Consider the following 24000-nt stretch of genomic DNA (forward strand, 5'->3'; position numbering starts at 1 on the left):
TTTATTTTATTATTGTCTAAATTAGGATTTACAGGATTTTAGGATTTACAGGATGTTGTTTATCTTTATCTGCGTTTATCTGCGTTCAGTTATTTTTGATGTTTTTTTTTAACGAACCACAGAGACACAGAGGACACAGAGAAAAAATTTCAGTTATCAAAATTTAGATTCATAACTTCTTTGATTAATCTTCTCATTCATATAATTAATTATGTCAGAAGTCGGGGAGATTTAACTACAAAATAAAATCCTGTAAATCCTTCTTAAATCCTGGATATCCTGATTCAGACTTAATAATTTTCTGTAACCCTTAAATACTACAATCTACAAGTCTTGACGCGAGAGAAGAGATCCCGCCACTTTCCAATCTGCCCACACAAACAAGGTATTGGTATACTTCAAATCTCTTCCTATCCCTCTCACCACATTCCCAATTGGGAGGTGGCCTTCTGGTGCTTGTATATCCAAAGTAATATCACTGTAGTCCAACAAGCTTCCTCCTTTTCTCCATCCTACCTTGTTTAAGAACTTCGTCAAGATTTCGCTGTTAAATTCTCTCGTTCCACCATAACCTTGATAAATTCGTTTCTGCACAGAAAAACCAAATTTACCATGACTGTATTTTACCCACAACTGGTCAATGGTGCGGAGGTCTGCATAGGGAAAATTATCAATACTATTAATATCTAACCAACCTTCCTTTTCCCGTTTCGCAACCGCTAACATTACCTTTCTTGTTTCCTTATCCGCTTCTTTCCATTTTCCAGCTTTGAGGTAGTTTTGCAGTTTTCTGTAGTCCATTCCTAGATCTGATTTTAATTCTACCTCTTGGTTTACAGGCTGAGGTGTGAAACTTTGAGGAATGAAAATTTCCTTTATCTTAGATAAGAAAGAAGAAGAATTTTGTGGTTGTGGTAAACGAACAGTGTTTACAGGTGGAGGTGTGGCGATATTTTGCTTTTGTCTTGGTTGTGGTTGAGGTGTAGAAATAGGTACAGGTTTATTTACCAAACCCAACATATCCCGAAACTCCCGCATACTTTGCGGACGGTTTATAGGTTCTAATTCCAAACCTTTAACAATCGTTTGATTTAATTTATCACTAATTCTTGAATTTAATTGTTTAGGTTCTATTAAATCATTATTTAACATCTTCCTCGCTAAAGATGCAGTGGGAGTATCTCCAGTCACTAAATAAAACAATGAAGCAGCTAAAGTATAAACATCTATGGTTGCATATTTTTCCGTTTCTAGCATTTGTTCCCAAGGTGCAAAAGCTAAATTAGCAGCTTGGTTAATACTTTGACTATTCACATTTCCCGCTAAACCAAAATCTATTAAAACTACAGTATTGCTATTTTCTTTTAAAATCATATTTCCAGGATGTGCGTCTCGGTGAATAATGCCATTTTGATGACAAAGAGATAAAGCGTCAGCAATTTGTTTAATATAATCAATGGCAATAGATTCTGATAAAATACCCTTATCTTGCACCAAGTGATATAAATTTTCGCCCTTGACAAAATCCATCACCAAACATGGTAAATCATCCTCTTCAAAAAAGTCGATAATTCTGACAATATGGGGATGATGATTTTGAGTCATTTTAGCTAATGTTCTTCCTTCCTTGCGGAAAGCTTCTACATATTTAGGATAATTAGCATCTCTAAACAAACGACTATTAGGAGTTTTAATAACAACGGGAAAATTTAAATCTTGATGTATAGCTTTATAAGTAACACCAAAACCCCCAGCACCAATTTCTTCTTCTATTACATATTGCGGACGTTGTTTTAATGGCTTTCCTGGTTGTAACATAGAAAAATGTATGCTTAAATATGTCCGTAATTGTAACATATCCAACTAGTTAAAAATCCCAGTCACTTTCCAACCAAAAACCACCGTCCTCAAATAATCGAACGCAGATAAACGCAGATAAACACAGATAAACACAGATAAAAATTTAAACATCTTCTCTCTGTGTCTGGAGTAATTCGTTAATAAAAACTCAGATTCACCAACATGATTAAAATACTCCACCTTTCCGATATCCACATGGGAAGCGGTTTCTCCCACGGACGCATCAATTCGGCAACAGGATTAAATACACGATTGGAGGATTTTGTCAAGACTTTATCTTTATGTATTGACCGAGCCTTAACAGAATCAGTAGATATGGTGATATTTGGCGGTGATGCTTTTCCTGATGCTACACCAGCGCCTTACGTACAAGAAGCTTTTGCTAGTCAATTTCGTCGCCTTGTTGATGCTGATATTCCTACGGTGCTGTTGGTGGGTAATCATGACCAACATTCCCAAGGAGTGGGTGGCGCAAGTTTAAATATTTACCGGACTTTAGGTGTACGGGGGTTTGTGGTGGGTGATACTTTGACTACTCACAGCATCCAAACCCGTAACGGGAAGGTACAAATAATTACTCTCCCTTGGTTAACTCGTTCCACTCTGATGACTCGTCAAGAAACTGCGGGTTTGTCTATGGCGGATGTTAATCAACTGTTAACAGATCGGTTACAAGTGGTTTTAGAAGGAGAAATTCGCAGACTTGACCCGGATGTACCAACGGTGCTTTTGGCACATTTGATGGCTGATAATGCGACTTTAGGGGCGGAACGTTTGTTGGCTGTAGGTAAAGGTTTTACTTTACCATTATCTTTGTTGACACGTCCTTGTTTCGATTATGTGGCTTTGGGTCATGTTCATAAACACCAAAATTTAAACAAATCTAATGACCCGCCGGTGATTTATCCTGGAAGTATTGAACGGGTGGACTTTAGTGAAGAGAAAGAAGATAAAGGTTATGTGATGGTGGAATTGGAACGGGGGAAAGTAAATTGGGAATTTTGCCCCTTACCTGTAAGAGTATTCCGCACGATTGAGGTAGATTTATCTAAGGCTGATGATCCGCAAGCGGTTTTGTTGAAAGCGATCGCTAAATATAATATTCAAGATGCTGTAGTCAGGTTAATTTACAAACTGCGTTCTGAACAATTGGATTTAATTGATAACTCTTCTGTCCATAGTGCTTTAGGTGCAGCGCATACATATACAATTCAACCTGAGTTAGTTAGTCAGTTAGCTAAACCCCGCATTCCTGAATTAAGCGCTAGTAGCAGCATTGACCCAATGGACGCGCTAAAAACTTATTTGGATAATCGGGAAGACCTGAAAGACATCGCTGCATCTATGCTAGAGGCAGCACAAAATTTATTAGGAAATGATGGAGAAATTTGGTTAGAAAGTATGACCAAAACAGTGCTGAGTGTTGAGTAATCTTCGGTTGGGTTCAAGACTTCTAACAAGATTTATAATTAGGGATAAGTCAGTAGGCGTAAATAATTATCGTTGGTATAAAGTATTAGCTTTGTTTCCCTTTCTACACACTCTTTGGTTTGATTGTGCTGTAGAAATTTAACGGTTAATGTGTTAGCAATCTGCCAAAATTGCTATACTTCCTAAACTTGGGTTTGAGTTAATTCTCAACTGAGTAAAAATATAAACATTTGTCAGGTGGACTTTCTATGTCCTTCTACCCTCAGGTTAAGCAATTTTTTCTTGGTAAATCCTTACCAACCAGCGCTCATAGTGAAGAAAGATTGAGTAACGCCGCAGCTTTAGCGGTTCTTTCCTCTGATGCTTTGTCTTCTGTGGCATATGCAACAGAAGAGATTTTGTTGGTTTTAGTAGCAGCTGGAAGTGGTGCGCTGGGTTTGTCTCTACCTATTTCTATCGCTATTATTGCCTTACTGGGAATAGTTGTACTTTCCTATCGTCAAACCATTCGTGCTTATCCTCTAGGTGGTGGTTCTTACATTGTCGCTAGAGAAAACCTGGGTTTGTATCCAGGTTTAGTCGCAGGTGGTTCGCTGATGATTGACTATATTCTAACTGTGACTGTCAGTATATCTGCGGGTACAGCAGCCTTAACATCAGCAATTCCATCGCTGCAATCTCATACAGTGATTCTGTGTTTGATGTTCATCTTTTTGCTAATGCTGGCAAATCTCCGGGGTGTGAAGGAATCAGGTAAGATATTTATGGTTCCTACCTATGCCTTTATTGCCAGTATTTTTGTATTAATTGGCATGGGTTTATTTAAACAAGCAACTGGACAGGTGTCTGCACAATATCCGCCAATTCCTGTGACAGAAGGACTGAGTTTGTTTTTCATTTTACGGGCTTTCTCCGCCGGATGTACGGCATTAACAGGAGTAGAAGCAATATCTGATGGGGTGTTAGCTTTTAAAGCACCAGAATGGAAAAACGCTCGTCTGACATTGCTCTATTTGGGCGTAATTCTGGGGCTAATGTTTGTTGGTATTACGTATTTAGTCAACATTTATCATATTATTCCCGAAGCAGAACAAACCGTAGTTTCTCAGCTGGGTAGGCAGATTTTAGGAACAGGCCCTGTTTACTATTTTGTCCAAATTGTGACGCTGTTGGTGCTGATGTTAGCGGCTAATACTAGCTATGCAGATTTCCCCAGACTGTGTTACTTTTTGGCACGAGATGGATTTTTACCGCGTCAGTTGTCTTTGTTAGGCGATCGCTTGGTTTATTCTAATGGTATTGTCCTCCTGAGCGTCTGTGCCGGGATTTTGGTGATTATCTTTAAAGGACAAGTTAACGCTGTCATTCCTCTTTATGCAGTTGGTGTATTTACTTCCTTTACCCTTTCCCAAGCGGGAATGGTACGTCACTGGTTTCAAGAACATAACGGGAATTGGCGTGCAAGCGCGATCATGAATGGTTTAGGTGCGATCGCTACATTTGTCGTTTTGTTAGTCATTATTTCCACTAAGTTCATTTTAGGAGCTTGGTTAGTGGTGGTAGCAATTCCAGTTGTAGTGAGTCTATTTTCAGCTATTCATCGCCACTATGAATATGTAGCTCAACGTCTCAGTATTGAGGGCATAGCCCCCCGTAGTTACATCCCTAGACCGAAACCAGCGGTAATCACTCATCCTGCTGTAGTTGTAGTTGGACAACTTAACCGAGGAACGGTAGAAGCTTTAGACTATGCTCGGACTATTGCTGATGAAATTGTAGCCGTTCATGTAGATATGGGTGCAACAGACCGGGACAAACTGCAGGAAAAATGGCAGAGTCTTGAGTCAGATATTGTGTTAGAAATTATCGATTCTCCTTACCGTTCTGTCATTGACCCAATTGTTGATTTTGTCAGTCAATTTGAGGAACGTCATCCAGAGGTTTTTACTACTATTATTATTCCCGCTTTTGTGACGCGCAATTGGTGGGATAGTATTCTACACAACCAAACAACTTTATTTCTCAAAAGTTCTCTCCGAGCTAAAAAAAGTCGAGTTGTCACCACTGTCAGATATTATCTTTAATTCAGACACCGAATTGGTGTTAGGAAAATTATAGTTTGGGTAGAATGTAAGCACCGAAGGTAACTTCCCGTTTAAGGAAATCCAAAAAAATATAAATTATCCAATTTCACACAATCACAATAACTTTTACTACAAACATAACCCCTGCTTATTTAGGGGTTGCTGAAAAAGTTATCTGTGGAGACTAGGGAACTCTTAACAGGGAACAGGGAACAGTTTCAAGAGTTGGATGGGAGCGAATTTTCCTTTGCATCAACCTTAAATGCAAGGTTTTCGAGTTCCCACGTCATAAAATCTTGCACTTTTTGAAAATCAAAATATCTAAAACTGTTTACCTGTAATGTTTTGAGATTTATTAAGCAAACCCTATTTACCTAAAAGCGATGGGGTATTTTTTATTTAGAAGTCCCTTAGGGTAGTGAAACCCAGTAAATTCACCAAAATTTTGGGTTTTTTTCTAACCCTAAGGAGAAGTAATCTACACTTCAACCTCTTATTTTAGAAGAAGTTAAAGCTGCTTGTTTTAGAAGTGGGAGACTTAAACCCACAGAGGTTGTTAAAAATTTATGAATTTACCAAAGATGTTGTCAAATATTAGGAGTATTTTTGATACTAGTTACGCAGGAATTAATGTGGGAGCGGATAGCTCGCTCATAAACAACAGTCTGAGCCGTGCGTATACCTACATTTTGATACACCAAGTTAATTTCTGGAAATTCGCACCAAGTCATCAAAAAAACGTCTTTGGCTGGAGTAGTAATTTCATAATTATTCTCTTGCCTTTTCTTGATGAGCCTGCAATTATTTAGTTTCAATTTTTGTCTAAACAATTGCTCAAACTCTAGAACTGAACTTGAAGTAGCTTGCATTGGTTATACACGTTTAAACGTGCCACTTGGATAAACACAGTCTTGTGATACTGTTCAGTATGACACTTTTTTGGCAAGTTGGGTTTTTAAACTGCAAGTTTGAGGGGGTTAATGCTCAGAGAAATCCGGGTCTAAGCCTTGGTGCTATGGAGTTTACAGACTCTCCCTAACTTAAATCTAGCTCTTATGAATGTGAATTAAATAGGGCTTGCTGAGAAAGTCTTTCCGTTGAGGCAGGGAACAGGGAACAGGGAACAGGGAACAGTTTCAGCTATCTGTCATCCCCAAATTTTTGGATTTCTTAGCCCCAAAATGCACAGTTTTTCAGGTCTAACCTTCAAAAATCTTGCACTTTGTTTCCTCTTGTTCAGCCCCAAACCTTTGATTTATCTGGGTTTTGCATTTATTCAGCAAGCCCTAAATAAAGTACAATTCTTAACTTAGTAATCTCATGTTGGGTTACATTGTTGCTGCACCCAACCTACAAAGAATTTAGGACTTACGCACTATACAAACTGGACATGATATGAATCAACGATAATTGGTTATTGCCGACTGTAAGGACAACATATTATTAAAGTGCGTCAGATGTAGAAAATCTGTTAATTGTGCCAAATTATCGACTCTGACGCACTCTACCAGAAACTGAAACCCAAACTCTATATTTGGTGTGTTCTGTCCATGCGTAAGTCCTAGAATTGTAAATTATTGACACTCTCAGGTCTAAAGATACTGAGATTCTGCGGACAGAGTAAAACTCTCGCTGCGACCGTCAAGCGTCGCCTAAACGCTCAAAGCAACTACCAATTAAGGTGTCGAAATTGCGCTTACTTTGACTAATTTCAAAGCTTTCAGAGTCCATCACTAAGCCAATTCGCGGTACGCTCCGCAACCTGCCATTAATTGCTCTTTCTGGTCATACTGTCGTCAGGACTTAAAGCCTAACCGTTGTTTCACGGGAGCCGGGATTTCTCCGTACTAGGATGCTTCAACACGTAGACAGTTATTCTTACTCACAACCCAATTTTAGCACAAATGCCACGGGGATTAAAATCCCTCGTGTCTTTCATATCTCAGTACTAAAGCCACTGAGTTTTACGCTTACCGGATGTTTTTATAAATCTACGTTTCTTAAAGCTTATTTTTCTTTAAATGTCCATACACCGTCATCCCAAGTAGCATCTGATGGGGGTGATTGTAACCAATGCTGACAACGACTTATGTATAACATAGCTGCTTTGTCGTTATTATCAGCAGATAAGGCTTTGACAAATTCTGCTTGAGCTTGGATGAATTGACGATTGAGATAATACTCACGCCCTTGATGATAATGCTCAATTACTTCTAGTTTGGTATTATCGATGGCATCAGAACGTAACCCTATTAACTCATAGATAGCTACAGGTTCATTTCGCCCTTTAACGCGAATGTAATCGAGTTCCCTAGCCCAAACGTCTTCTTGGCAGAGTCGGTATGTATTGTCGCTGATAATAATATCGCAACCGTACTGTTTACTAACGCTTTCTAATCGAGAACCAAGATTCACACCATCACCAATAGCGGTAAATTCCATCCGCTTACTAGAGCCGATATTGCCACTAATCACCGTATCAGAATTAATGCCGATACCAATTTTGATATGGGCTTTATTCGCTGCGAGACGATCTATATTTAATTGTTGTAAGCGAGTCCGCATTTCTAAAGATGTTTGCACAGCCATTCGAGCGTGCTGTTCTAAAGGTAGGGGTGAACCAAAGACAGCCATAATGGCATCACCAATGTATTTATCCAGAGTACCTTTATGCTTAAAGACAGCTTCTACCATTGATTCAAAATATTCATTGAGCATACCCACCACTTCTTCAGCTTCCATATTTTCTGTGAGGGTAGTGTAGCCACGAATATCTGAGAATAAAATCGTAACTTCTTTGCGATCGCCTCCTAGTTTAGCATCATCTAATTTCAGCAGTTCTTCTGCCAATTCCTGAGTCATGTAACGGTACATAGTGCTTTTGAGCCGCTTTTCATCACTGATATCGTCCATGACTACTAGTGCGCCGCAGACTTGATTTTCGTCGCTGGCATCAGCAATGGTGTTGAGTGATAAATTAATACTATGCTGCTCTTGGCTGGTCGTCAGGAGTGTGCGATCTGGGTAATATTGCTGACTAGTTTTTAAATGATCTGCGTATAAGGCATCTGCAAACCATTTACTAAAATCGCCCTCTTTAATATGCACAACATCACTAACCAGTTTGCCTTCTAAACGTTCGTCATTATCAAATCCTAGCAACCGTTTAGCGCTTTCATTGGCAGTGATAATATATCCAGCTTTATCTGAGGAAATGACACCATTAGAAAGACTGCGGAGAATATCCCGTTGCATTTGTTCTTGCTGTTTGATTTTGGCAAACAACTGAGCGTTTTGCAATGCTACACCTGCCTGAATATTAAAAGCTTCCATGAACTCTTCATCATTATGATCAAAACTAGCTTGGAAGCAGTCAGGAGCTACAGGCCAATTAGCCGGATTATAAGCCAGAAAATCACCTGTTTTCTTTTTATTGACTAATTGAGTAACGCCAATCAATTCTTTATCACTATTAAAGACTGGCATACACAGTAAACTACAGGTGCGATAGCCATTTTGCTGATCCATTTTTTGGGCAGTTTCTGAGTCTTGATGCTCATACAAGTCAAAGGGGATATTTAACTTCTTACCAGAGGCTGCAACAATACCAGCAAAGCCTTTACCTATGGGTACTCGTAATTCTTTGAGTTCTCCATTACCTTGATCAATTTTCGTCCATAATTCATGGTGATCCCGGTCTATTAACCACAGTGTACTGCGATCAGCATTCATGAGTTCTTTCGCTTCATCCATTACCCGTTTCAGGGTATCTTCTAAATCGAGACTGCTTTGACTCAGAGACTTGATAGCCTTCATCAATGCTGCTGCTGCTCTTTGTTTTTGAGTAGCAATATAAAAAGAGCGAGATGATTCTAAAATCAGACGAATGGAAGGGGCAAAATCTTGAAACAATTTTTCATCGGCTTCAGTAAACCCTTTGTTATCAATGCGATCTGCAAGGGGATCATCAGGATTGTGGAGGTACTTTAATTTGTTTAATAATTGTACTACCGCGACTAATCCTCCATCTTCATTTAATAGAGGTAAAGCCAACATTGTATAAGTGCGATAGCCATTTCTTGTGTCTTGCTCTTGAGCAAATTTTGACCGGGCATCATTATAAAAATCAAAGGGAATATTGATGACTCGCTTGAAAGTAGCAACTTCACCTGCAATACCCTTGTTAGATGGAATCCTAATCTCTAAGAGACGCTTACCTTTACCTTCAGCTAAAGTAGACCAGAGTTCTTGGTTTTCTTCATCTAATAAAAATATTGTTGTCCGGTCGGCTCCTAATAATTCTCCTGTTTTCAAGGTAATTGAATGCAACATTTCCTGTAGGATTGTTTCAAAACCTTGGTAATCCAACATGGATAAGGTTTCATTGACAATCCTTAATTTATGCTCAACTTCCTGAACTACTTGTTTAAAACTATCTTGAGTCAGGGGAGCGAGGAACTGAGAAATAGTTCCTTTTCTTTTGGATAGACTGACGACAGGTGAAGAGTCTATTTGTAACTCATAGGTTTCTTGGTTGTTAACACCAATAGTCAAATCCGTGGTCTCTTCAGCATTTGGTTGGTGTACTGACATAATTGTATTTGATATAGTAGGATTTAGAATGAAGGAATGATCAATTGTGCTATTAAACTTAATTTAAGTTAGGTTTTGCATCTAAGTATCGTTGCTAGAAAGTATACCTCATCTATTAAGAGATTATTTAGTTAGTCAAGCAAGGCGGAAATAACTATCTAGTGCAAAAAGTTTAAAAAGCTGATAAAACTTGCTTTTTTATCTTCTGCCTTCTACCTTATTCCACCAGGGTGATCCTGTAAAAGAGATAAGTTGAACAATTGAGAATTCACATTATAGTTAATAGTTGTCAGTCCTAGATATGAAGACAGGAAGATTTACCAATCATTATATAGGAATATAAGCGGCTTTTAAACCTATTCATTTATTATTTTGATTTGCCGTTTTAATCTCCGCACCAATTCACGCAACACTTTTGTTTGATTTCTACCAGTTTGTTCACAATACTCTTGGAGTAAATCTTGCCCTGGTTGTGTCAATCTAAATGTCACGTAGATTTCAGGTTTAGGCATAATTAAGATACCATTTCCTGAAGTATCTTGATTTTAGTAGATATTGTAATTCCGCGAAAGAGCAGCAGTTTATATTACTGCGAATACATCAAATAGTCTAATTATAAGTATTACTAATATATAATTCTAAATTAGTATCAAGCGCTGCAAAAAACCAAGATTACAGAAACTCATACATATTGAAAGCCATAGCGCAGCTTTGATAAATGTAGGACTAAAGCTGCGTGTCACACTAAAAATCTGTTGTATGGTGCGTCAGATATCAACAATCTGTTTATTTGCAGGATTTATGCAGTCTGACGCACCCTACCAATGTGCCAGTTGCGTAAGTCCTGAAATGTTCAGAACTAGAGTTATAAATGTGTAAAATTTAACTTATTTCTAGTGATTTAGTACAGAATTAAATATTACGGAATTCGTAGTTTTTATTTATACATTAAATTTGATTTAATGTTAAAAAAAATAAATACTAAGGTTTATTAGTTAAAAATAAATATAAAATCTGGATTTGAATTGACTTTTATACACCAAAAAAATAACCAGGTTGTTTACCATGAAAAATTGGCAGCATCAATTGTGTGTAGGCTTACTCTGTTGTGCTTTTTTTATTTTCGGATGGCAAAATCGGGTATTAGCTGATGAAATAACTAGTGGTACACCGATATTAAAAGCGCAGTTAGCCCAATTAGAAGTTTCTCAAAATGTCTATGATTATCTCTTGCAATATCAACCAGAAACATATCAAGTTTTGACAAAAACATTGGCAGAAAGTATTGAAGATGCCAAACAACCACTAGAAGATGAATTAGTTAATGATTTGTGGGCATTATCTCCAAATAATCCCCAAGTTAAATCGAGAGAAAATAATGGCAAAATAGAATATTTAATGTCAACTTGGAAATATACAAGTAACCCAAGTACAGATTGGCCAGTGGGATCAAAAAAACTGCTACCTTATCAAACTTGGTTTACAGCAGTGCCACAAGTTAAAGAATTTTGTCAGCAATATCAAGCAGTTGATAGCAATATTCCCGATAATGTTGAACTTTCATTGAGGCTACAACAGTATTTAGGTTTGATTTTAAATAAATATTCCACTAAATCCCATTTTGTAGAAATGTGGGTAAAAGCAGAAGATTTAAGCAGACCATGTATTGATTCGGAAATTAACGATTCAAGTTGTAATCTTTTGCCTTTACCTATTCCTGAAAGCAGTCCTGTCGTCAAGACAATATACACCAATTCATACACCAATGCCAACAAAGAATATTATCCTTGGTCAGGTTTAGGCTATACATATGATTGGGGAAATCAGCAAAAACCTCATGTGGGTGCGAGTGAGTTTATTATTAACCCAATGCCAGACAAACCTGTAGAGGTGGAAGTTGTTTCTGTGACACCAACTCAAGAATACTGTCGGAATCAGATTGTACAGTAGGTAATATCATGTCCGGTTGTTCGCGTAGCGTCTCGTCAGAGATATACTTATCATTTAGACTGACGCGGAGATTTTTTTTGATAAGTGATTAGTCGGACATGATATAGTCTCACATTTTGCCTCTTCATAATCAGGGTAGGTGGGCATTGCCCACCCTACTAATATGCTGGAAATAACTAATTTCGGTTGATACACAGAATCAGGAAGAAACGAACCGCGAAGGCGCGTTCGCGAAGCGTCTCGAAGAGAAGGACACGAAGGAAGAAGGGTTTGAGAGAGTTCTTGCGTAAGTCCTGATAAGTTTATAATTAAGCCCAAGCTGCTAATGAAGTTACACCAGCCCAGTCACCAGAGGGAGTTTGACCAATTATATAAAAAACATAGGAAACTGTCATACCAAACATATAAGTACGTAAATTTGTCATATTTTCTGCCAAAAATTCATCTAAAACTAGATAAACTTTAGCGTCTTCCAGTTCTTCTTCATCATATTCCTCTTCATGGAAAAGTTTACACACAGGAAAAGTTCTCGCAAAACTAACTGCTTCTAATAAACTATGAATCATCATTTCTCTGGTTGCACCTACTCTGACTGTCCAACCTTTATCTGTATAAAACCCAAAAATTTCTGGTTCGTAAAATTCTAAATCTTGTAAAATTGGTTGTAATCTATTGAGTAAATTAACTGTAATTTCGTTTTGTGGTTGATATGCAGTTAAAAATATTTGTTCTGTATTATATATCCCCATTTGGTCGCAGTCTTCAGCATCTGTAGGGATATTCGGACAAATTCCTATCCACTCACTGGATTTTGTCATTCCCACAATAATATGAAAGCTATTATCTGGGTCGTGTAATGTCCGAATTTTGAGTAATTCTACATTGGTAAGATGAGATTGTAGTAAATCAATTAATGTTTGATAACTTTGCAATGTTTCTGGACTACGATTTTCAGCTTGTGATCTAACAAACTGCCAATACTCTTCTAAATCTCCAGTTATCATAATTTTTCCACCTTCGCTGTAACCCAAGAAATTTGGAGTTTCAGTTTTAAATAAATTTTCTATACTTAATTCTCCTTGCGCTTCTATTTCCCAAATAAAAGGGTGAATAGGGTGAGATGAACAACTCACAGGAAACTCTAAGTCTCTTGCTAGTTCTGTGAGTTTGGCTAATAATTTAGCGTTACTAGATTTCATTTGATTACCTCATCTATTATGTTTAATTTTATATCCGCAGTGCGTCCAAATTCCTCTGGTGCATATTGTAAATACACCTGCGAACCTGGCCAAAGGAATGTACCAGGAGTCACAGAACGGACTAAATAATGTAAACTGTAAACTCCTGGTTCGAGGTGATCTGCATAGGAAATAATCCGATCTTTATAGATTGTTTTATATCCTAATTGCCAATTATCGGCTTTGGCTTGTAATGCCGGTGTCGCAGTTTGAAAACTATCATCTACAGCTTCAAAACCTGCGGGTAATGGGTCTTTAATCACTACATGATCTACAGGATGATCTGTAATTATTTCTAAACCAATATCAAAGACTTGTCCTGGTTGTAAAGTTACTGGTTTATCAAAAGCATACATTCCCGTTTTTTGGATAACTTTCTCGGAATTGACTTTACTAATTTCTCGTGTTATCCGTAAACCATTAAATCTTCCTGGTTGATTTCCTTGCAAACGATAATTGTAAGCGACTAAATAATGTAAATTACCTTGACCAGATTTTTGTAAAACTAAATCATGACGACCACGAGGTAATTTATCCATCGGGACATTGACATGAAAACTTGGATTTTGGTAGCCATTAAAACGATTTTCTCCTAATTTTTTACCTGCTAATTTTATCGTAGTTACAAAATTAGGTGGTGTGGGTTGGAGTTGGCTATATTCTACTAAAGCTGTTAAAGCTTGGGCGTTATTATAACTTGTTTGCCATGTGCCATTTCTACGGAGATTAAGCAGACTTTGAAATAATTTATCAAGGATTTCGGTATTAGCTTTTTGGTCAATAAATAGTCTTAAAACTTCGGCTTGTGTTGTAGTTTGTGAATTCATCCAACTCCAACTCCGGGGTAAATTCACAACTGCTGTACGTCCAGTTTCATAGATATTTTTTTGTAACTGGATTCGCATAATTTGCGCTTCATTTTGCCATTCAGGAAATTGAGATAGATATCGCGCTAATTTTGTCTGATTAATTACATCAAAAGCATCGCGTTGTTGATAAATATCTGAAAGGAAACTATTGCGTTTATCACCTAATTGTGATAAAGCAATTAAAGAATTTAGTTGTAGTTGAGATTTACAGAGTTTTTGTTTACAAAAGTCGTATTGTCCGGGGTTAGTAAGAATATTTTGTAAATAAGTTTTCAGGCGAGATAAAATTTTAGAATCGACTAAACCGGGATAAGCTTGATTAGCTTTTGTTAATGATTCTGCGGCGTAAGTTGAAACCCAAGGATCAGATTTTTCTTGTCCTGGAAAAGCGACAAAACCACCATCTGCTATTTGCAGTTTTTGCAATTGTGCAATTGCTTGGTTTGCTTGTTGTTGGGGATTAAATTCTGCAAATGTCTGATTATATTTTTGGGTGAGAGTTTGCAGATTTGCAGCAATTAATAATTGACTTGCGGCTGGTTCTGCAAATGGTAAATTATGATCATCTAAAACTTGTTTGGCTGGGGCTTTAATTTCAGGAATTAAAGTACTGGCTAATTGAATATCTAAACCTCCTGTTTGCGGGAAAGTATTATTATCAACATTCAAGGGAATTTTTACCTGTTTTTCACTCACACCAGTTTCTACAACTTGTTCTGTAATTTCTAACGGTTTAATTTCCAGAGGAACTGTAAAAGCATCTACGGTATTATTTAAACCTGTTCTAAACGTAACCATACCTTCACCAACATTACCAGCCACCATTGGGAAACGATAAGCTTGGGTTCCTGACTCAACTGGTGTTTGTAGAGTTTTCGTTGTGGGGTTATTTTCTGCGAACTTGAGAGAACCGCTGAGTTCACCGTTAATGCTGATATTTCCGGTGTTTGCGGTGGTGTTGGTGACTGATAAACCGGCAAGAATGCGATCGCCTGACCGGGCAAATTGTGGCAAGATAGCATTAGTTAATAATGGCTTTGTGGTGATAAATGTCGCTTCACCATTCCCAAAACGCAGATTTCCGTCCACAGCAACAGCCATAACTCGCCATGTAGTTAAATCATCTGGTAATTTAAAAGTGATTTTCGCTTTACCATTTTCATCAGTAATTACAGAACCATTGTAATAAGCTAATGCCTGAAAATTTTTGCGAATGCGAGTATTTGCTAAAGCATTTGATAAGCCACCACCATAACCCCAACCTTTGGGTAACTTTGCAGCTAATTTTGCTAATCTAACATCAGGACGATTATCACTAAATCGGGTGGAAATTGGTTGTTCTGCATAAACAGTATCTACTAAATTTGGAGGACGATAACCAGCCAGTTGTAACACTGCTTCATTGACAACCATGACAGTCAATTGTCCTAGAGTTGGCTTTCCTTGAGTATCTGTTAATTCCAGTTCTAGAGTTTCTTCTTTTCCCGGTTCTAAAGAAATTGGATTTGGGTTAATTTGCACTTTTAAGTATTTATCTGCCAAATTAACTTTAAAAGGTGTAAAACCAATCCGTGCCAAATTTTCTAAACTTCCTGTTTCTATTTGATTCAGTGGTTTACCTTGTCTAACTAACACCGCTTCTACAGCAGCATTGGGTAACATTTCTGGCGTAACTGTAAACTGAATTTGTGGCGCACTTCCCTTAACTTTAATAACTTTTTGATAGAGAGGTTTATCTTTAATTACTGCAAAATATAATTCTCCTTCTGGGTAGGGAGATTGAATTAAAGCAGTGGCGATTTCACCAGGTTTAAACTCTTTTTTATTTAGTTTTACTTCTAATTTATCTTCTTCTTCTCCACCCCAAAATACTTGATTTTTTCCTGTCACCCAGATTTGTAAATCTGTGGCTGTGATTTCATCTCTACTATCACTAAAATTAGCCCGAATGCGGTATGAACCAGATTCAGTTGGTTTTAAATTTACCGTTTGGGGAATATTAGAAGATGTAACTTCAATTTTAGAAACTGTCTGATATTCAACTTGATTTTTTGGAGTTCTGCTACCTTCGACTAATTGGGTGACGCTGTTATATTTCATCTGTTGTAATTCCAGACGCACCTGTTGATTTTCTAGCGGTTTTCCTATTGCGTCAGTTACCATAATTTCTATAGGAAAATCCTTACCAGCATCAGCTACAAAATTGCTTTTTAATCCGATAAGTCGGTTACTAGGTAAAGCGGTAAAAGTTTGGGAATTAGCAACCGATAAATTAGAAACATCCGCAACTTGTACATCTACCCGGTAAGTCATAGGATAGGGTAAATCTTTTTCTACTTTTACTGTTTGACTACTTTTACCATTAGCATCAAGCTGAGTAGTAGTTTGTAAAACATCGCTAGATAGATTCGGACTTTCTTCTGGCCAAAACCACTGTCTACCAAAACTAAATTCCTCCCAACCTTTGGGAACAAAATTCGTTTGCTGACGAGTAATAAAATACTTAGCTTCTCCCCCTTCAACTGGTGAACCAAATAAATAATTACTAACTACATCTGCATCAACTTTATTGCCAATCAGTGCAAATTCTTTATTTAATTTTAAATCAACTTTGAAATTCGGTGGTTTAAATTCAGCAACCCGAAACTCACCAGATATTTCTCGCTTATCTTTACCTTTAGCTTGAATAGTATAATAACCTAAAGGTAGGTTTTTCTGAATTGGTAACTCTAGAGAAAATGTCCCAAATTTATTTGTAGTTTGTGTACCTAAATCCGTATTTTGTCCATTGGGATTTACTAAAGTTATTTTATAAGTTGCATTTTTATCTTCCTGAATTTCGCCGTTTTCTAAAAAATTAGCAAAACCAGTAAACCAAGCTTTTTCTCCTGGTTGATATAACTTTCTATCTGAAAATATTACCCCTCGTGATTCTGGTTTTCCATTTTCCCAACCTGTATCAATACCATAACCATAACTACCGCTATATTCTTGAGTTCTTACAAATGCCCAATCTTGATCTTTACTGGCAATTACTAGGAATTTTGGTAATTTTTCCTGATTATCATAACATTGTTTTAATTGCTCATTACCAATTTTAAAAATTCCATTTTCATCAGTTTTACCATTTGCACATGGTACAGGTTGAGGGCGCAATTTTTCATTTAATTTTGATTGATAGATTTCAATATTTGCATATTTAACTGGTGAACCGTCACTAAGATGATGAACTCGAATTAAACCCGACTCTGGAAACCATTGACTAAATACACCTAAATTTGTTAATTCCACCATTCCATAAGTCGTAGGTTCTCTCCACAACTGTTTCGTATTTTCTTGATATTTATTAGTTCGCGCTTTCACTCCATAAGCTAACATTCCCTTAGCAGCACCCAATTTTTCTTTCAAGGGAACATTGACAATCACTGACTGATTTTTCTTAACTGCTATTTTAAAACTTGGCCACTCCGATGGTTTTGGCAATAAATCATCAGCGTTATTTGTGTAAACTAAATCTATTGGTTTAATTATTCGATAAGCTGCTTGATATTTTGCTTCTGGTAAATTAATGGTATCAATATTTATTTGTAAATCTTTATCTGTGGGAAAAATATTTAAATCTGAGGGAACTGAAATATTGCCAGCTAAGTCACCAGTATTATATTTAATTGTGAGAGGTTTACCCAATGTTTGCCCAAATTTATCTTTGATATTTTTGTTAATAGTAATTGTATAATTAGTATCTGGTTCTAAAGCATAAGGATTAATGCTGACAACTCTATCTTCCTCATAAATTTGCAGTACACCATCAATATCTTTAGGTGTTGGCTTAATTTTAATATTTTCCTTAGCGATATCTGGTAATAAAACATTATTAAATTCTAACTGCGGACTACCTTTAATAAATCTGCCATAAGTTCCACCTGAATCTGGTTCTCCATAAGATTTAATTCCCACAAATGCTAAAGGTGAATAAGTCGCTAACTTACGAATAAACTCTTTATCACTGGGAAGATTACCATAAGCTGGAAGTATACCTGGAGAAAATACTAAATTGTAAGCTGTCGATTTTTTAAGTTCTTGTTTAGGGGTGATGTTATAAATCCAATTTCGTGCAGAAGCATCAAACTTTTGTAAAGGGTCTACAATTTCTGGTTGTTCAGATTTTGCTAATTCCACCTGAAAACCGACACCATGATTTTCACCCTGAGGAATTAGCTGTAAATATTTTTGTACAGAATCTAAATCTAATTCTAAATTTGCAGTAAATTGTAACTTAGGTTGTAAATTAATTGGTTCAATTGGCGATTTTTCAGCAGGGTTAACCCCAGGTAAGTTACTAAAGTTGATAGGTTCAGTGTTAAAAGTCCAAGCTAAATCTTGATCTAAACGATGATTTTGCAAATCTGCTAAACCAGCTTTGAGAGTAACTTTGACTCGCGTGGCTTTTGGTAAAGCTTTATCAGCTTGAAAACCTACCATACGCGGTGTTAAAAAGCGAAATTTTCCAGGTAAAGGTGGCCAAAGGGAAAATTTAGTTAATAAATTCTGCTGTTCATAACTATCAAGACTTTCAACAGGAATTAAAGCTTCTTTAAAGCGAACACGAATTTGACTAAGATTTTTCGCATCTCCCAAAGGACTGATTTGTTCTATCCAATCTGGTAACTTTGGAGGTGCGAGGGATGTAACCATTGGTAATTTTTCTTTATCTGGGGTAATGCTGATAAAATTACAGCTGGTTATCCCTAATACAAGACTGAAAATAAACAGGAACTTAAAAAGTTTTCTCACCATCATTTTAAAAAAGCTTAATAGATAATGTCGTGGGGAAATACCCACTCTACTTATGTATATAGATAACTAACTTGGTGTAATGGTTCCCAACAAACCATACAATTCTTAACATTTCAGAAATATTAATTAAACTTTTTTGGCGAAATTCCTTTTACATAAATTGAAGTTTCTAGTTATGAACTTAAAAACTCGTCTTCTTAAAACTCCGACTTCACAAGAGATAAAATCATATTTTCGTTATATCCATAGATATAAACCGATTAAAATCATCTTCACTGTAATTACCTTCTGCTTGATAGTGCGTTTAATGCCTTATTTTGCCCCTATTCATAGTATAGATATAGCGCAAAAGCAGTTAGCAATGCAATTCACAGATCGGCATGGTTTAGCATTAGGAACTATCCTAACTCACGACCAAGAACATACAGCAATTATACCCTTAAATCAAGTTTCTCCTCAATTTATCAAGGCAATTTTAGCGGCTGAAGATAGTAGCTTTTATCAACATGGGGCATTAGATTTACAGGCTATTCTTCGCGCTATTAAGGAAGCCATTCATGAGAAAAAAATTGTTTCCGGTGCTTCGACAATTACAATGCAATTGGCGCGGATGTTAGATAATTCTCCTCGGAATATTTCGGGAAAATTACAGGAAATTTGGCTATCTTGGCGGTTAACTGCGGGAATGAATAAAGAGGAAATTCTCTCTGCTTATATTAATCGTCTCCCAATGGGGGGAAATATTTATGGTGTAGAAGCAGCAGCGCGGACTTATTTTTCTATTTCTGCAAGTGATTTGAATTTAGCCCAAGCTTCTCTCTTAGCTGCTATTCCTAATAATCCTACTTATTTTAATCCTTATCAACATTGGGAAAGATTGAAACAAAGGCAAAAATATGTTTTAAATCGCATGGTAAAAGAGAGATATATTTCTGATCTAGAAGCAGAACGCATATATACAGAAAAAGTTGTCTTTCAATCTCTTCAAAAGGGAATTATTGCTGCACCACATTTTTTGTTTTGGTTAGCAACACAAAGCACCCAACTTCATCAAGAGGGATTGATTCGCACTACGATAAATCGTCCTTTACAGCAGTTTGTAGAAGCACAAGTACAGCAGGTTATTTCTACTCTGACTGAGAATAATGTCCATGATGCAGCTGTGGTGGTAATTGACAACTACTCTGGGGAGGTTTTAGCTTATGTCGGTTCGCCTGATTATTTTAATGAAGCGAAATTAGGAAAAAATGATGGAGTACAGGCATTGCGTCAACCAGGTTCAACTCTCAAGCCCTTTGTGTATGAATTAGCTTTAGAAAAAGGCATAATTCGTCCCAACACTATTTTGGCGGATGTTCCCTCTCATTACGCGATTCCGGGGGCGAAATTATATAGCCCTACAGATTACACTAACAGCTTTTTAGGTCCTGTGCGGGTAAGAGTTGCTTTGGCAAATTCTTTAAATGTCCCTGCGGTGAAGGTGTTAGAGAAAGTGAGTGTTCAAACCTTCTTAAATCGGTTGCATGAGTTGGGGTTTGTACATCTAAATCAAAGTGTTGAATATTACGGTTTGGGGTTGACTTTGGGTAGTGGAGAAGTGAGTTTATGGGAACTCGCCAGGGCTTATGTGACTATGGCGCGTTTGGGAGAAAGTACACCATTAGTAACTATATTGACCGAATCTCAGCCCTCAACTTCTTTTTCCCCAAACAAAAAGCCAACTTGGCAATTAATTATCGATATTTTGAGCGATCGCTATGCCCGTGCTACTGCTTTTGGTGTAGACTCAGTGTTAAATTTGCCCTTCCCTACGGCTGTCAAAACAGGCACTTCATCAAATTATCGTGATACTTGGACTGTGGGCTTTTCTACAGATTACACTGTCGCTACTTGGGTAGGCAATTTCAACGGTGAACCAATGCGTCAGGTGTCTGGTGTGACTGGGGCTGCACCTTTGTGGAACCGGATTATGTTACACCTGCACGAACATCAATCCCCCCCAGATTTTCCACATCCAGAAGCAATGGTGCAATTACCCATCTGTGCTACTTCTGGGTTAAAACCTACACCTGCTTGTCAGTCAGTCGTACAAGAATATTTCTCCTCAGAAGATAAAATTGCCTATGAACATCAGCAAAACTTCCATTTACCACCAGAGTATGATGAATGGTTAGCAAAACAACCGCAATTTAATTCGTTTGTTGCTAATCAACTCAGAATTTTATCTCCTCGTGATGGTGATTTATTTTTAGTAAATCCTGGTACAGAAGGACAGCAAAAATTAGAATTCAAACTAGCTGGTGCATCTAATCAACCGATAGAGTGGTGGCTGAATGGTAAGCAGTTATCTCCACAATCAGCTAATGGTTTATTTTGGCATTTACGCCCTGGTAGCTGGACTTTAGAAGCCAGAAGTAACCAGATGAGTGATAGGATAACTTTTCAAGTTGAGTTAGCTAATAACCAACCTATGCGTCCTGGTTTTTCTGTAGTCAATTCCACAAAATATCAGAATTCTGGAAATTGATTAAGTTTTACTAAAAAACCTGATTTATCTTCCGGAAATTCTGGAAAAAAAATTGATCTTGTAAATTAAGACTGAAGTTTTTATCAAATTCATCTAGCCATGACTAACACACAAGAAAGCAAATCTGCCAAAAAGACAAAACAGTCTTTTCCCTCCGTTGATATTGGTACTCCGAAAGTACCAGTTCGCAAAAGCAAAGCCAAAAAGCAGGAACGTGAATTACTCAGCGACTGGGAAGACGCGAGTTAATTAGAGAGCGAAAACTTGAACAAAGACTCCGCGTACCTTTGCGTTTACCTCAGCGAGCCTCTGCGTTTAAAAGTAGAGTTCCAAACCATCGTTAGTATATAATCAGTGTCCTATCAGTTTTTTTCTCAGGCAAAAAATCACACTTCGTTTGTACAAGCTGAAAAACCGTTAAATTGAGGTAAAAAGCAAAACTGTACAATAGTGATTTAGCCTAAGTTAAAAATGAAAGTAGCAATTACTGGAGCAACAGGATTTGTCGGTAGTCGTTTAGTAAAACGGCTACAAGATGAAGGTCATAGAGTACTAGTTTTCAGCCGGAATACTGGCCTTGCCCATAAGGTGTTTCCCTCTCAGGCTTTCCCAAATTTAGAAATATTAGCCTATACACCCGGTGTATCTGGTGCTTGGCAAGATACTATTGCTGGTTGTGATGGTGTGGTAAATTTGGCTGGAGAACCTATTGCTGAGGAACGTTGGACACCAGAACGTAAGCAGAAAATTCTCAATAGCCGCAAACTCGGTACACAAAAAATTGTGGAAGCTATAGCTAAGGTTAATCCTCAGCCAACTGTGTTAGTCAACGCTTCGGCTATTGGCTACTATGGAACTAGTGAAACTGCTACTTTTGATGAAAATAGCCCTTCTGGTAGAGATTTTCTGGCTCAAGTCTGCCAAGAATGGGAAGCAGAAGCACAAAAAGTGAAAGATGCTGGTGTGCGGTTGGTAATTTTGCGATTTGGCATTGTTTTGGGTAATGGTGGTGCTTTGGGGAAAATGATTACCCCTTTTAAACTCTTTGCCGGTGGACCTATTGGTAGTGGTCGGCAGTGGTTTTCATGGATTCATATAGACGATATAGTTAACTTAATTCTGCAAGCTTTAACTAAGCCAGAAATGGAGGGTATATATAATGCTACTGCTCCCAAACCTGTGCGAATGACAGAGTTGAGTACAACTATGGGACAGGTAATGAATCGTCCTTCTTGGTTGCCTGTGCCGTCTTTTGCTTTAGAAGCTATGTTAGGAGATGGGGCAATAGTAGTGTTAGAAGGTCAGCAAGTTCTCCCCAAACGCACTTTAACATCAGGTTTTCAGTACAAATATCCAAATTTGCCAACAGCACTAAAGCAAATTCTTGAATAATTCTTGAATAATTTGTAATTCAATTTTAGATTGGTAATTGGTAATTGGTAATTGGTAATTGGTAATTGGTAATTGGTAATTCAATCATTATTCCCTATTCCCTATTACCTATTCCCTCTTAACTGTCACCTGTCACCTGTCACCTGTCACCTATTACCTGTCACCTGTCACCTATCACCTATTACCTATTACCTATCACCTATCACCTATCACCTATTACCTGCTATAACTAGTTTTTCATAAATTTCTTAGAAACCCAACTGGTAATGCCACTCAGTAGCGCCCCACCCATCAGAATACCAATAGCGGGGTTAAATACAGGTATCCACAGTTGATGCCATAAATCTAAACCCAAATTGATTCCTGAAGCATTACCAGCAACCGCGACAGCAAACCACACAAAACCTAAAATCACCAGAAAAACATCAGCAACTAATAATATGTTTAGCCAGTTTAATAATTTATCTTTCATCTTGTAAGTAATGAGGCTGAATAAAAAAAGTTAGTAGTAAGGGCTTTAGCCCTATCAAACCTAGCAAGAGAGCGATTTATCGCTCACTACGACCAAAATTTTATCTGACATTTAATTCTGTCTACCTGACTTGAAAATAAGACCCCACCCCTAACCCCTCCCCGCTGTTTCGTAGAGGGGAATAAGAAGTTTTTTTTCATGTGTTCTGGTGTACACAGTTCATGATGGCTACTTATATGCTTCTAGAATTAGTAATCATAATTCGTAATTACTAATGAATTACGAATTACTTATCCCTAACGGCACTGAGGAACTATTACGACTGAAAAATTACAAATTATTTTTCAAATAGCCATTTTTTGACTTTTTCTAAACTCTGCCAATCTGGTTTTCTGCTTAAACCATCGGCAATGCTACCTTTAATTTCATCTTCCCATTCTTGGTTGACAAATATCAACTGTTGTGCAAAATCGATGTGTTCGCGCAAACCTTTTTGACCTGTTTCTAGCATAGCTAAGGCCAGATTAATCCTGGCTTGTGGGTCTTGTGGATTTAACTTGACTGCTTTATTTGCAGCTTTGTAGGCTAAGTTGGCTTTGTTATCGAGTAGATATAACCAAGCCAGACAAATCCAAGCCGAACTAGTTTTAGGAGAGCGATCGCACACTTCTTTAAATACCGGAATGAGCGATTCTACTGATTCTCCGGCTTTATAACGTTCTAAACCTGTGTCAAACAGTTCTTCAATTGGTATAGTCATTAGTCATTGGTTATTGGTCATTAATCA

14 protein-coding genes are annotated in these 24000 nt (G+C 37.4%); 6 read left to right on the plus strand and 8 right to left on the minus strand.

What is annotated here, in order from left to right; genetic code table 11:
• Positions 1-324 precede the first annotated feature (324 nt).
• Positions 325-1857, minus strand: a complete 1533-nt coding sequence (locus ANA7108_RS30950) for a serine/threonine-protein kinase (protein WP_016951539.1) — start codon at positions 1855-1857, stop codon at positions 325-327.
• A 165-nt stretch (positions 1858-2022) separates the two neighbouring features.
• On the opposite strand from ANA7108_RS30950, the gene sbcD reads away from it, so the two are divergent.
• Complete coding sequence (gene sbcD, locus ANA7108_RS0114610) at positions 2023-3291, plus strand: exonuclease subunit SbcD (protein ID WP_016951540.1); 1269 nt, start codon at positions 2023-2025, stop codon at positions 3289-3291.
• Between the two features lie 248 nt (positions 3292-3539).
• Positions 3540-5375, plus strand: coding sequence for an APC family permease (locus ANA7108_RS0114615; protein WP_016951541.1), 1836 nt, complete (start codon positions 3540-3542; stop codon positions 5373-5375).
• A gap of 587 nt (positions 5376-5962) precedes the next feature.
• Here ANA7108_RS0114615 and ANA7108_RS0114620 read toward each other — a convergent pair.
• The 3 genes from ANA7108_RS0114620 to ANA7108_RS0114630 form a co-directional block, all read right to left on the minus strand.
• A complete protein-coding gene (locus ANA7108_RS0114620) occupies positions 5963-6244 on the minus strand; it encodes a hypothetical protein (RefSeq protein ID WP_016951542.1) in 282 nt (93 codons plus the stop codon).
• A gap of 1138 nt (positions 6245-7382) precedes the next feature.
• Positions 7383-9968 (minus strand): adenylate/guanylate cyclase domain-containing protein, encoded by a 2586-nt coding sequence (locus tag ANA7108_RS0114625; protein WP_016951543.1) that lies wholly within the window; start codon positions 9966-9968, stop codon positions 7383-7385.
• A gap of 356 nt (positions 9969-10324) precedes the next feature.
• Positions 10325-10480 carry a hypothetical protein gene (locus tag ANA7108_RS0114630; RefSeq protein ID WP_016951544.1) on the minus strand — a complete coding sequence of 52 codons (156 nt, stop codon included), beginning with the start codon at positions 10478-10480 and terminating at the stop codon, positions 10325-10327.
• 553 nt (positions 10481-11033) lie between these two features.
• On the opposite strand from ANA7108_RS0114630, the gene ANA7108_RS0114635 reads away from it, so the two are divergent.
• Entirely contained in the window at positions 11034-11918 is an 885-nt protein-coding gene (locus ANA7108_RS0114635) for a hypothetical protein (RefSeq protein WP_016951545.1), read from the plus strand.
• 308 nt (positions 11919-12226) lie between these two features.
• On the opposite strand, the gene ANA7108_RS0114640 is transcribed toward ANA7108_RS0114635, so the two are convergent.
• Both ANA7108_RS0114640 and ANA7108_RS0114645 read right to left on the minus strand, forming a co-directional pair.
• Positions 12227-13117 (minus strand): nuclease A inhibitor family protein, encoded by an 891-nt coding sequence (locus tag ANA7108_RS0114640; protein ID WP_016951546.1) that lies wholly within the window; start codon positions 13115-13117, stop codon positions 12227-12229.
• On the minus strand, positions 13114-18825 hold the full coding sequence (locus ANA7108_RS0114645; RefSeq protein WP_016951547.1) for an alpha-2-macroglobulin: 5712 nt from the start codon (positions 18823-18825) through the stop codon (positions 13114-13116). Before ANA7108_RS0114645 ends, ANA7108_RS0114640 begins: the two co-directional genes overlap by 4 nt.
• A gap of 172 nt (positions 18826-18997) precedes the next feature.
• On the opposite strand from ANA7108_RS0114645, the gene pbpC reads away from it, so the two are divergent.
• The 3 genes from pbpC (at position 18998) to ANA7108_RS0114660 (ending at position 22741) form a co-directional block, all read left to right on the plus strand.
• Positions 18998-21349 carry a penicillin-binding protein 1C gene (pbpC, locus tag ANA7108_RS0114650; protein ID WP_026104200.1) on the plus strand — a complete coding sequence of 784 codons (2352 nt, stop codon included), beginning with the start codon at positions 18998-19000 and terminating at the stop codon, positions 21347-21349.
• A gap of 99 nt (positions 21350-21448) precedes the next feature.
• Positions 21449-21598 carry a hypothetical protein gene (locus tag ANA7108_RS30530; RefSeq protein ID WP_016951549.1) on the plus strand — a complete coding sequence of 50 codons (150 nt, stop codon included), beginning with the start codon at positions 21449-21451 and terminating at the stop codon, positions 21596-21598.
• A gap of 222 nt (positions 21599-21820) precedes the next feature.
• Positions 21821-22741 carry a TIGR01777 family oxidoreductase gene (locus ANA7108_RS0114660; protein ID WP_016951550.1) on the plus strand — a complete coding sequence of 307 codons (921 nt, stop codon included), beginning with the start codon at positions 21821-21823 and terminating at the stop codon, positions 22739-22741.
• 229 nt (positions 22742-22970) lie between these two features.
• Here the strand turns inward: ANA7108_RS0114660 and ANA7108_RS0114665 are convergent, their stop codons facing one another.
• Together ANA7108_RS0114665 and ANA7108_RS0114670 are read right to left on the minus strand one after the other, a co-directional pair.
• Complete coding sequence (locus ANA7108_RS0114665; RefSeq protein WP_016951551.1) at positions 22971-23213, minus strand: hypothetical protein; 243 nt, start codon at positions 23211-23213, stop codon at positions 22971-22973.
• Positions 23214-23550: 337 nt separating this feature from the next.
• Positions 23551-23973: a M48 family metallopeptidase gene (locus ANA7108_RS0114670; protein ID WP_016951552.1), complete on the minus strand. Its 423-nt coding sequence runs from the start codon at positions 23971-23973 to the stop codon at positions 23551-23553.
• Positions 23974-24000: the final 27 nt, after the last annotated feature.

Origin of the sequence: Anabaena sp. PCC 7108, assembly GCF_000332135.1 — a bacterium.
GTDB lineage: Bacteria > Cyanobacteriota > Cyanobacteriia > Cyanobacteriales > Nostocaceae > Anabaena.

Coding starts and splice junctions, on each gene's coding strand:
- ANA7108_RS0114645 (WP_016951547.1), bottom strand. CDS start 18,825: ATGATGGTGAGAAAACTTTTTAAGTTCCTGTTTATTTTCAGTCTTGTA.
- ANA7108_RS0114665 (WP_016951551.1), bottom strand. CDS start 23,213: ATGAAAGATAAATTATTAAACTGGCTAAACATATTATTAGTTGCTGAT.
- sbcD (WP_016951540.1), top strand. CDS start 2,023: ATGATTAAAATACTCCACCTTTCCGATATCCACATGGGAAGCGGTTTC.
- ANA7108_RS0114635 (WP_016951545.1), top strand. CDS start 11,034: ATGAAAAATTGGCAGCATCAATTGTGTGTAGGCTTACTCTGTTGTGCT.
- ANA7108_RS30530 (WP_016951549.1), top strand. CDS start 21,449: ATGACTAACACACAAGAAAGCAAATCTGCCAAAAAGACAAAACAGTCT.
- ANA7108_RS0114660 (WP_016951550.1), top strand. CDS start 21,821: ATGAAAGTAGCAATTACTGGAGCAACAGGATTTGTCGGTAGTCGTTTA.
- pbpC (WP_026104200.1), top strand. CDS start 18,998: ATGAACTTAAAAACTCGTCTTCTTAAAACTCCGACTTCACAAGAGATA.
- ANA7108_RS0114670 (WP_016951552.1), bottom strand. CDS start 23,973: ATGACTATACCAATTGAAGAACTGTTTGACACAGGTTTAGAACGTTAT.
- ANA7108_RS0114615 (WP_016951541.1), top strand. CDS start 3,540: ATGTCCTTCTACCCTCAGGTTAAGCAATTTTTTCTTGGTAAATCCTTA.
- ANA7108_RS0114630 (WP_016951544.1), bottom strand. CDS start 10,480: ATGCCTAAACCTGAAATCTACGTGACATTTAGATTGACACAACCAGGG.
- ANA7108_RS30950 (WP_016951539.1), bottom strand. CDS start 1,857: ATGTTACAATTACGGACATATTTAAGCATACATTTTTCTATGTTACAA.
- ANA7108_RS0114625 (WP_016951543.1), bottom strand. CDS start 9,968: ATGTCAGTACACCAACCAAATGCTGAAGAGACCACGGATTTGACTATT.
- ANA7108_RS0114640 (WP_016951546.1), bottom strand. CDS start 13,117: ATGAAATCTAGTAACGCTAAATTATTAGCCAAACTCACAGAACTAGCA.
- ANA7108_RS0114620 (WP_016951542.1), bottom strand. CDS start 6,244: ATGCAAGCTACTTCAAGTTCAGTTCTAGAGTTTGAGCAATTGTTTAGA.